Source organism: Ruegeria sp. BHSB056 (assembly GCF_059613305.1).
Genome location: NZ_JBXWSG010000109.1, coordinates 1 through 10794 on the forward strand (window position 1 = coordinate 1; position 10794 = coordinate 10794).

The following is a 10794-nucleotide window of genomic DNA, read 5'->3' on the forward strand; positions in this document are numbered from 1 at the left end:
CGTGCGCAGCCGCACTAAGCACCGGTGCACCCAAACGAACGGCAACCTCGACACCGGTTCGCATCAGCGTAAACCGCCGCACCGCATCAAATGCAGACTGAAAAATCACAGCCCCGGCGACGATCGCCGTCAACATGATCAGCGTATCCAAGGACCGGCTGGTCAGAACTCTGTCACTGATCTGAAACAGGTAGATCGGGATCGACAGGATCAGAATATTGGTCGCGCAGGTCAGCACCAGAACAAATGCCAGGTTACGCCGGATCGCCCGGATCGAATCCCGCAATGTGCGCTGGAAATCCTCGGGCGGGGTGCGCTTGTGAAAGGTTTGGGGTGGCCCGTTCCCGTCACCGCCGCCGGAATTTGTCCGCAACAGTGGCTGGTTTGCCTTGGCCTCGATCGTCGCGCCCATGTGATCCGCGCCGGACGTGCGCGCAGAGGGGGTCTTGCGCGCTGTCGTTTCGTCCGCGGTTGCATGATCCTGGCCGTCAGCATCAGCCACCCCGTCACCACCGCCCGCAATGTCCTTGTCTTGCACGGGCTGCGGCGGCGCACGCCGATGGGGAGGTTCAGCGCGCGGTTGTTCACATGAGTGTTTCTGGTCTTTGGCCGGTTTCAACGTATCGTTTTCGACCGACCGGGTTTGATCTGGTTCAGGCACTCGGAACTCCTGCGTCAGATGCAGTCGGGTAGAGGCACCTGTGGCCCGATTCGCAGGATCTGCCCCCGGCTCGGTACCCTGACGCTTCAGACCCAACCCGCCTTGCCTGTCCAGCGGGCTGGATAAAGGATGGCGGCGCGACGAAAAAACAAACGACATTTAGAAACCTTCTGGTCACTCGGTAAAATTCTTGAGGGGATCAGGCCAGCATGGTTTGCAGGCCGTCGTCAGGTGTTGTTGGATCAAGAGCCGGGGCATTCAGCGCCAGAGCCGCATCCGGTTGCGCGACGGTCATGTCACCCATGATGGCGGCAATTGCCTCATTGGTCATCGCGGTAATCTCGTCGTTGTCCGGCATGTCGATCAGGCTGGCCTGATGCAACAGCAGATCGGAATACGAACCGTCACCTGCCATGACTGTCGAGTCCACACCCATCTTGGTCAGATGCGCGGAGTTCAGCATGGCATTGCTGCCTGCGACAACCTCGGCCCCGGCAGCATTCGGGCCCGACAGGTCAATATCATCCTGATCCAGCATCATCGTGACCTGATTGACGATGTTCACCTGCATAAGATCTCCGTCGATCCTGAGGACGCGCAACTGCTCCATCCCGGCGAACATCGGATCATTCAGAAGCGCGTCTTCCAACGCGCCCATGTCCATTTCCTGTATGGCCAGCGCGTCAGCCATATTCTGTTGCATATCCTGGTGAACGTCCTTGCCGATCGTTTTGACCGACGCGTCATTCATGAGCAGGTTTTCATCACCGTCCATCATCGACGCGGGTACTCCACCGTTGATGATGTCGTCATCCATAAGGGCCATGGACTGAACCAGCATATCGACTGAGATCATGTTTCCGCCGATCATGATCAGATCGTAATAGCTGCCCAGCTGCACGATATCGGCGACATTGTACATTTCGTTGTCGCCCAGCGCGTAAAGCGTGGATGTCGCTGAAATTTCGGTTTGAATGTGATCGATATCGGTAGCGTCAATAAGCTGGTTGATGAAATTCGCGACCACCAGATCGCCGTGAACCCAGTCCACAACAACATATGCGGGCTGGCCGCCTGTTCCGTCGGCGTTGTCCAGCCAGGCGGCCTCTTTGCCTTCGACTTCGATCACCGAAGACTGAACCAGGTTGGTACCGCTTCCGGCATTCATGGCACCCACGTCCCAATCGGAAACAAGCGCGACCTGACTGATGACCGTCAGATTGACGGCCTGCCCGCCTACAACAATGTACGGAGCATCCACCCAACCAATTGTCGCGGACACTGCATTGATCGCCAGATTGCCACCGGTCACCACCAGATGCCCGTCGTCAAAATCGGGATCCCTGGACTGATCCCATTCGGCAGGCCACGGCGTTTCCGCTTCATCGCCAGTCGCCTCATCCGGCTGATGGAAAGCGGGCAGCAGGTCGGTCCATTCAGGTGCTTCGGCCATGTGCTCGCCATTGACGATCACACCCAGGGCATCATCGCCATGGAACTGATACACGGTGACGCCATCCACATCCCCGTTCATCGGATTCAGCATCTGTTCGGCCAGTGCCTCGACCATCTCGATTGACTGGTAGTCCGCGAGTGAAAATGACGGGCTTGCCACGGCATGAAGGGACAACGCCATGTCCAGCATCTGCTCACCTTTCGCGATCAACGCGTCCGTGTCGCGAAATTCACCCTCGCCCACCGTATCGTTGTCACGCAGGAAAACCTTTTGCATGGTGTAACTTACCGCAGACCCCAACGGCACGTTGTCCGGCTGCAGAATGACGAGCACGGGCGCGGATGACGGTCCAATCGTGTCGTCCGGGACAAAACGCTCGGAAACCGGCCCATCTCCACCAAGGATAATCACCGATTCATGCACAGGCCCCTTCGGCGCGTCTGGTAGCGGCAGGTTAGGTTGAGGTGGGGCAAAATTGTATGGGAGGAGCTTGTACTCGCCCACCGGGATATCAAGGTCGGCCCTGATGTGGATCGCAGCAGGATCGTCCAGCCCGTCAATTTCGGCTTTTCGCCTCAGGGCGGTGAATTCGTCATACTGGTCCCGCAGCCGGGCTTGTTCGATCGTAAGTTCAAATGCTCCAACAAAATGCGCTATCGTTTCCGTAATTGCGTCAAGGGCCATGTCGGTCATCCTTTTTCACCCGCACCGGCCAGAATTTCCGCTTTGGGTTCAGTTGGGCCGGGGCCACTGCTCGCGGCCACGGCATTTTCGAAAATAGCGAGGCCCGATAATGCGGGCCTCGCCTTATGACTTATGCGTCGTTGTCGTCGCTTGCGTAGGACGAGGTCATCGAACCACCGACCATGGTCGTGTCGACCGAGTTGCCAAGCACGTTGGCGCCCATGACGATCGACTGGTTAAAGGCCGAGGTGTCGACAACAGCCGCTGCCGAGGCATAGGACTCGCCGGTCACGATACCATCACCACCGTTGTTCGAGCCCCAGTTGCCAGCGTTGCCGCCTGCACCCCCGTCACCCGAATAGGCACCAGCCGCGCTGCCGCCCGTGATGGTTCCACCCATGGTGTCACCGGACATGGCTGTACCGGTCGAGTATCCGCTGGCTCCGCCATTTGCGGCGGACGCGCCACCGGCACCACTCGCACCTGAACTGGCCGCACCGGTCGCATCGCCCGAACCGGTCGATGTGGCATCGTTATCGGACATGCCCGAACCACCGTATCCGGCGATTGCTTCAGCCAGGCTGTCGGCGGCTCCGTTTGTATCGGCATCACCGAATACATCCGCCGCTCCGCCATCACCGGCGGTATTGGCCGCATCAGCAGATCCGGCACCGTTGCCCGAAGACGTGGATGTGGGCGTCGTTGTGCCGCCTGCTCCGCCGTCACCGTCTGCTGCAGACGTACCAGAACCCGCTGCGTCCGCTGTGCCGTTGGCCGAATTTGATCCGCCATCACCACCGCTGCCATCCGTGTTCTGCGAATTGCTGGATGCACCGTTCACGTCACCTGGGCTTTGGTTGATATCAGGCCCGCTTGCAGACTGGTCGCCAACACCCTGAGCATCCGAATCCGCGTCGGCAGTTCCACCGGAACCATCGCCGCCCGAACCGTCACCGCCTGAGCCATCGCCACCAGAGCCATCGCCGCCCGAACCATCGCCACCGGTTCCGTCACCGCCGGTTCCGTCACCGCCTTCGCCCGCTTCGGCATCAACCATGCCTAGCTCTTCCTGCAGGGCCATGATTGCAGCTTCGACCATAGCGGCAAATCCGCCTTCGCCGTCACCGCCGGTACCATCACCGCCTGTGCCGTCGCCACCGGATCCTTCACCACCGGTCCCTTCGCCGCCAGAGCCTTCACCGCCGGTGCCAGGTCCGCCAGTTCCATCAGCCGAGCTGTCCGCACCACTGTCAGCGCTGCCCTCTGCTGCGTTGCTGCCGGCAGTCGCATCATTGGCTTCGGTTGTGCTGTCACTGGAATTCGACGACGAACCGTCTGTCGAAGCGCTGCCGTCACCACCGTCGGAACCTTCGGCGTCTACGTCATTGCCGGCCAGACCAAAGCCCGTGCCGCTCGAGTCGGAATCGCTGTCGCCGCCATCGGCGCTACCCGAGGCATTCGAACCAGACAGACCAAGGCCCAGTCCCAGACCAAACGAATCTGCGCTTCCTCCGTTACCGCCAGTTCCGTCACCGTCAACGCTTGTGCTGCCGTCGTTGTCAGCAGAAGACGAACTGTCAGCGTCGCCGCCGTCTCCGCCGGTGCTGTCACCGTCAGCCCCTGCGCCGGACAGGCCGACACCAATGCTGGCGTTATTTGCGTCACCGGTATCACCGCCTGCGCCGCCACTCGAATCCGCGTCGGCGCTGCCGGTATCGCCACCGGCACCAAACGCATGGCTGCCCAGCGTGGTCGAGTCTGCCGAACCACCATAGCTGGTACCACCGTCGCCCGAATCTCCACCGTTGGACTTGACGCCGATACCTTCTTCAGCATTGGCGGTACCGCCATAGGCACTGCCATTCTGGTAGAAACCGGAATTGTTCGAAACTGACGCCGATTCCAGCGTGTCGTCATCGCTCAGGCTAGCCGCCTGACTGTTGACGGCCGCCATCGCGGTTCCCGCACCATCCATTGAGATATCGACATTCATGTCATCGCCAGGATCATAGTTCAGATCACGGCCTGCAGTTATTACGTCGCCAACCGACGCGTTATCTCCGAAGTCCAGATCAACCTGATCGTCATCGCGCGGAATCCACTCTCCGCCACCAAAGTCGATATTGATCGCATTGCTGTTCGAATTGTCGTTGGTGTTATCTCCGGCATTGAGCGTCTGGTCCTGATCCTGACCTTGATCCTGATCCTGGCCCTGATCTTGACCTTGGTCCTGGCCTTGTTCCTGACCCTGATCCTGGCCTTGATTTTGGTCCTGACCCTGATCGTTAGAGTTTTCGACAGTCTGGTCCTGCTGCTGCTGTTGTGCAGTCAGGTCGGCTTCGACAAACGCCTCATCAATCGGGATTTCGACATTAACCGGAGCTTCCAGGTTCTCGACATTAATTTCGTCGACGGTCGTTACGTTTGTATTATTCACATTACGTCTCATGACAAATTCCTATTTCTGGAACGCCAGACCGCCATTCATCTAAAAAGCGGCATCAGGCGAGGTTGAAACAAAAATATCCGCGCAGCGCAAAAACGCGCTGAATGCGGTCAGTGGAAGTTTCTAAATGGCCACCTCCTTTCCCGGCTAAGCCGAAAGCGCGGCGGTTCATGAAGCTTGCTAAAATACGCAATGACCGGCGCGACAGGGACAGGCGCTTCGACAATTGAAGCCCAGCCATGTTCGCAGCGACGCACGCCCACGCCTAGCTAGTCGAAAGTTTTGAGGTAGTTACCACCTTGTTTTTAATACTTACTTTTAGAACACACCTGAGTTTGCGCACGTCTACCCCGCAAGACCCACCCACAAAAAATCGCAACAAAATAATTCAATTGTTTCCGCTGGTTGCACAAAAATCAAAGCATAAACCTAACCGAAAGTTCTATGACGCAGGCCATTGAACAACTCCTCCCGGTTGTGGAAAATCATGCTTTCGAGTATAATAAAAGTTAATTACCTATTTGATTAGTTAACTATTTTAGACCGCCAGAATTCAAATTAGCAATTTTTGGTTGACCCTGTTTGCGAGGGAATGTGATGAGTGCGTCATTGATAGAAGAAACTGCCAATCAGGATCTTTATTCAGAAGATTTTTCGGTTGTCTTTATTGGAAAAGAATTATTCTACTCCAATCAGACCCTAAGAAGCGTTCAAACTGAATTCGGGGTTCGCGCTCAGCGGTTCGAAACCCTCGAATCCATGAACGGCCACACACCCGGTTGCAGCAAGATTATTGTTGTCGACCAGATGATGCTTGAAGACCTGTTGGCGCGCCCACTGGCCTATACCAAAAGTACGGGATCCGGCTGTCTCGCATTTGCCTATCGCAAAGAAGAATCGGCCCGGCATATGTTTGAATCCTGGGATCGCGCGCAGTTCGGCGAAGTTGGATTTCTGCCGATGAATGTGGCGCCCGATGCCTGGCGCGCCATCCTAAGGCTGCTGATGCATGAAGAACTGTACCTACCCAGCTTCCTTGCCGATTGCGCCACTTTCCTGGGCCAGCGCACGCGGGGCATCCCTGCCCGTCCAGCGACAAGCGCACCTAACGGAGTCGATCAAAAGTCGCGGTATCTGAAGCTGACGCGTCGCGAGAAGCAGGTCCTGCAACTTGTCTCGCAGGGCAAAAGCAACAAGTTGATCGCGGCCAAACTGGGAATTACGGAACACACGGTCAAACTGCATATGCACAACGTGGTTGGCAAGATCGGCGTCAGCAACCGCACCGCTGCCGCGCATTTCTATTATGAGGTTGCGCCGCACGAGGCGCAGCACTCCGCCGTTGACTGACACGTTCGAGGCCCGGTTCGATCGCCTGATCCTTCTGGTTGGCAGGCTGAACTATATGTGGACCAACACCGAAAGCCTGTTGATCCACCTGATCGCTGGCCTTTCCGGAACGTCGAAAGACGTGGCCGTCATTATCTTCCTGACCCTGAACACAACCCGCGCGCGTATTGATCTGGTCGAACGGCTTGCCAAGATGGAGGGAAGGCCCGCGCAGGTTCGCGACCCGATCCTTGAACGCACGCAACGGCTCAGCAAGCTTTCGGGCATCCGAAACAAGTATAACCACTGCATCTATTCATTCGATCAGGAGACCGGAAACCCGAAAACGATCCTGATGCGGATTGCTGACCGCAAGACCGATATAAAACTGGGTCGCGCGGATACGGTAGATGATGACGCGCTTCGCGAAATCGAAGCGGTCGTCAACCAGCTTTCAGCTGCGAACCAGGATATCTGGAGGCTGATCCGGGAATTGGGGTATCCGGTATAGGCCGGGTCATGAATAGGACGCCATGACGACGTAGTCTGCGCTTCACTGCATGTGCGGTCCCGAAGACGCGCAACCCGGGCGGTGGAACGTTCCTTTCGAAAGTGCCTGGTGCACCTAAAGGGAGAAACATCGAACTCGCTATTCATAGAATTGGCCCGATGTGAGGCGTCGCTTTCGCTAGTTATGAATTCTAGATAGGCGTCCGTTCTGGTGACAGGTTTCTGTCGCCTGCAAAGTGTATAGGCGAGGCTTGCAAGCAGGCTAGTCTCGCATAGCCCTTGCCATCCCATAAGAACAGGAACCACAGTATCCGTTGTCGAGCATAGTATACTCTTCCAGCGTGAGACTCGTCCCGCAAATTGAACAGGATTCATCCAGAACGAAACCGCAATCGAAACACATGTTGACCTCACTGTTCTGCACAAAGGTGTTGCTGGAGTCACAGTATGGGCAATCGTGGATTACTGGTTCTAGGCCCTCTTTTGCGGCGATATAGTCATCCGCCCCGAAAGAGGCGACGACAGCCATCGCAATAGAGGCCTCAGAGCTATGCACTTCTCCACATTGAGCGCACTTGGCGTTGAAGTTCTCTGGGTTTTTATTGGTGGGGTCTTCTTGGCCGACTAGAGATGATCCGCAGTTGTCGCAAATCATTCTATCAATGCCAGTAACTTGCTTAGGCCAATTGATAGACGCCAGCTCACTTAGGCAACGCTTTTGAACCTTTTCATATGCTGTGCGCTTTTCAAGAATAACGTCCCATGCATCACCAAGTTCTTCTTTCGGATCCTCTTCAAGAATATCGAAAAAATCGACTACCATCGGGAATGAAGAGGCAATTGCTTCCGCCAAAGCCTCAACAGGTTGAGTAAGGTGGTGGTGCTCTGCTTCGTTTCTGAGTTTTCGAAGCTTATCAAAGTCACCCTCTGGCCATTTGAGACCAAAATCCTTGAAACGGCCCTTCATTTCCTGAAAATCGACGGTCTTCCATCCGACCACGGCGATGTTCACACCTCCAGCGCCGTCCGAGACTGGCTTTACCTTTGCACCGATTACGTGCAGTGGGTCCGCTACTGGGGCAGCACGCACCAAACACTCTTTGGCAAGTAAAAGAACTCCGGCGTAATAATTGCGAGCGGCCGAAATCATTCGATCGTCTTCGCCAGTTTCAAAATCTTCTATCCCCAAACGAATAGAAGTAACGGCATTCTCAAACAGAGCAGACACTTGTGTTCCCGGTTAGGTAGTTGACTACAAGGGGTATTCTCCTTTTGGTGGTCACGATCAACCCCAATAAGCCCAAACGTACTGGCTTTTTTTCGGGCTTGTCTGGTTCTGTGTTCCCGTCGTACCTTCCAACACCTTTAGGTTGATCGAATTTCTTTCGCCGCAGAGCTTCTACTCGCACGGTATCGCCTGAAAAGACACGCGACGAGCTACATACTGATCCATCACTCTCTGCAGGATTGAACCCGACAAAACATCTCACTACGGTTGGCATTATTCAAAAACGGGATTGAGAGATTGTCGCCAAAACTTCCATACATTGCATCACCTGGTACTGTGAAGACGGTACTAGACAAGATTATTGAAGCTCGCACTCCAGAACGGTTCACACAGGACTTTTTGGAAACCAAACTTGGTGCCAAAGGTGGCAGCGCTCGCGCTGTTATTCCACTACTGAAACGAATTGGCATGCTTGAACAAGACGGTAGCCCTACAGAAATCTATCGGAGCTTTAGGAATTCCGATACCTCTGGTGCTGCAATGGCCAAAGCAATTCGCCATGGATACAAAGAGCTTTTCGACCGAAACGAGTACGTTAATGAACTTCCCAAACCGAAACTACTCGAAATGATCAACGAAATATCGGGGAAAGAAAAAGGTAACTCGGCAGACAACCTTACTACGACGACATTCATTAACTTGTCGGAGTACGCTGACTTCGAGGCCGATTCCGATGATAGCCCCCCAGAAGTGACCGAAGCCCCTCAATCCGCCTTGCAAGTTGCCGGATCACAGCCGTCGATGCACAGTGAGCCAACAATTCAGCAACCTCCGGCAGAAACCTCCTTGGGGCTGGCCTATTCAATAAATCTGCACTTGCCGGAGACCGATGACATAAAGGTCTTTGACGCCATTTTTCAATCGTTGAACAATAACATTCTGAAGCGTTCTGATGGATAAGCACACCGTTCGCTACTTCATGCTAAACAACCTAAGCATCGAAAGTGGCGTCAGGCAGGTCGCAAAGGATTTGGAAATTGATCTCGGTCCGGAGCATCAAGACCAGAAAGAAATCGAAACTAAGTTCTATCCTCAATTTTCTCTTCGAATTAGAAGTGAAGCGGAAAGGATGGCAAAGAATTACACTATTTTTTACAGCCTCGAGAATTCTATCCGTGAGCTAATTTCTGACGTCATGAAGAAGCACGGCAACGATTGGTGGGAACAAGAAGCTTTTGTGCCTAAGCCCGTCAAAGAAAACGCCGCAAAAAACCGAAAGAAAGAGCAAGCGACAGGAGTGACTCCTCGGTCAAGTGATATGCTGGACTACACCAATTTTGGTGAATTGGGTGAGATCATCAAGGCCAACTGGGACGACTTTGCTGACATCTTTACGGACATAAGGGCGGTTGAACGCATTCTAAACAACTTGAATACGTTGAGAGCAGCGATCGCTCATTGCACTCCCTTGGCAGAAGATGAGGAAGTACGCTTGCATCTTTCTCTTCGAGACTGGTTTCGGCAGCAGGCTTGATGTTTGTAAAATGTGTTCGGTTCATCTTCGAACAGTGCCAATCTAGCGGTGCAGTTGGATAGGAGACCTTGTACAACGCAATGGCTCTGTCCGATTCACGTGTTGTTTAGTCATTAGCTTCAACACTGACGAGCAGCAGTTTTCTCAGGTGCTGAAGAAAAAATAGCTGGTGATTCGCTTGATTCTGAATGTCAGAGAAAATGACATGTGCGTTTTTCCGAATTTCCAAATGTGCGTTTTTCCAGTTCGCATCTTGAGCGCCTCAAGAAACGTTGAGTTCGAACGCTTATCCTCTGCGAAACAAGTTAACGAAGGCTCCGGTCTATCTAGTCAGGAGCAAAGCTGCCGCTCGTACGCGAAGGGGAATGGCTATGAGGTCGTGGAAGTCTTCAGTGACATAGTCTCGGGTACGGCAGGGGAACGTACCGGTACGAAAGCGCTGGTTCGGTACCTCAGAATGCATCGATCCGAAAAGCTAGTTGTGGTGGTGGATGATATTGATCGCTTTGCGCGCGACGTGTCCGTCTATAGTGATTTGCACAAGCAAATTGTTGCCGCAGGTGCACGCCTTGAAAGCCCAAAGTTCAAAATGTCTGAGGAAGCACATTCGATATTCGAACTGAAGCTTCGCGTTCTGTTGGGAGAGTTGGAAGTCGGAAAGAACAAAGAACGTTCACGAGACAGGGTCATTGCGCGTCTCCAAACAGGGTATTGGACGTTTTCAGCCCCAGTTGGCTACGAATACAAAAGACGTGGTCCTGAGGGCAAAGTTCTTGTTCGTGTTGAGCCAACGGCATCAATTCTTGCCGAAGCGCTTGAGGGCTATGCAAGCGGTCGCTTTCAATCCCAAGCCGAAGTTAAGCGATTTCTGGACTCCAAAAGCGAATTTCCGAAGGACTACAGGGGTACTGAAGTCAAATATGACAGAGTAAAACAGTTTCTGACG

The 10794-nt window shown here is 54.2% G+C and carries 8 protein-coding genes and 1 pseudogene; 5 read left to right on the plus strand and 4 right to left on the minus strand.

Features of this window, described 5'->3' with window-relative positions; genetic code table 11:
- The 3 genes and pseudogenes from AC2FND_RS18155 to AC2FND_RS18165 form a co-directional block, all read right to left on the minus strand.
- A pseudogene (locus tag AC2FND_RS18155) lies at positions 1-820 on the minus strand (type I secretion system permease/ATPase); the annotation flags it as partial.
- Positions 821-860: 40 nt separating this feature from the next.
- Positions 861-2801: a type I secretion protein gene (locus AC2FND_RS18160; protein ID WP_496771181.1), complete on the minus strand. Its 1941-nt coding sequence runs from the start codon at positions 2799-2801 to the stop codon at positions 861-863.
- 130 nt (positions 2802-2931) lie between these two features.
- Complete coding sequence (locus AC2FND_RS18165) at positions 2932-5238, minus strand: hypothetical protein (protein WP_496771182.1); 2307 nt, start codon at positions 5236-5238, stop codon at positions 2932-2934.
- Positions 5239-5844: 606 nt separating this feature from the next.
- On the opposite strand from AC2FND_RS18165, the gene AC2FND_RS18170 reads away from it, so the two are divergent.
- Together AC2FND_RS18170 and AC2FND_RS18175 are read left to right on the plus strand one after the other, a co-directional pair.
- Positions 5845-6597 carry a helix-turn-helix transcriptional regulator gene (locus tag AC2FND_RS18170; RefSeq protein WP_496771183.1) on the plus strand — a complete coding sequence of 251 codons (753 nt, stop codon included), beginning with the start codon at positions 5845-5847 and terminating at the stop codon, positions 6595-6597.
- Entirely contained in the window at positions 6590-7087 is a 498-nt protein-coding gene (locus tag AC2FND_RS18175) for a hypothetical protein (protein ID WP_496771184.1), read from the plus strand. The genes AC2FND_RS18170 and AC2FND_RS18175 overlap by 8 nt, the downstream gene beginning before the upstream one ends.
- A 261-nt stretch (positions 7088-7348) precedes the next feature.
- On the opposite strand, the gene AC2FND_RS18180 is transcribed toward AC2FND_RS18175, so the two are convergent.
- Entirely contained in the window at positions 7349-8314 is a 966-nt protein-coding gene (locus AC2FND_RS18180) for a hypothetical protein (protein ID WP_170529346.1), read from the minus strand.
- Positions 8315-8611: 297 nt separating this feature from the next.
- Here AC2FND_RS18180 and AC2FND_RS18185 point away from each other — a divergent pair, with 297 nt between their 5' ends.
- The 3 genes from AC2FND_RS18185 to AC2FND_RS18195 form a co-directional block, all read left to right on the plus strand.
- Positions 8612-9274 (plus strand): DUF5343 domain-containing protein, encoded by a 663-nt coding sequence (locus tag AC2FND_RS18185; protein ID WP_254441460.1) that lies wholly within the window; start codon positions 8612-8614, stop codon positions 9272-9274.
- On the plus strand, positions 9267-9848 hold the full coding sequence (locus AC2FND_RS18190) for a Swt1 family HEPN domain-containing protein (protein WP_496771185.1): 582 nt from the start codon (positions 9267-9269) through the stop codon (positions 9846-9848). Before AC2FND_RS18185 ends, AC2FND_RS18190 begins: the two co-directional genes overlap by 8 nt.
- A 229-nt stretch (positions 9849-10077) precedes the next feature.
- The coding region (locus AC2FND_RS18195; protein WP_496771186.1) for a recombinase family protein at positions 10078-10794 on the plus strand (717 nt) is incomplete at its 3' end.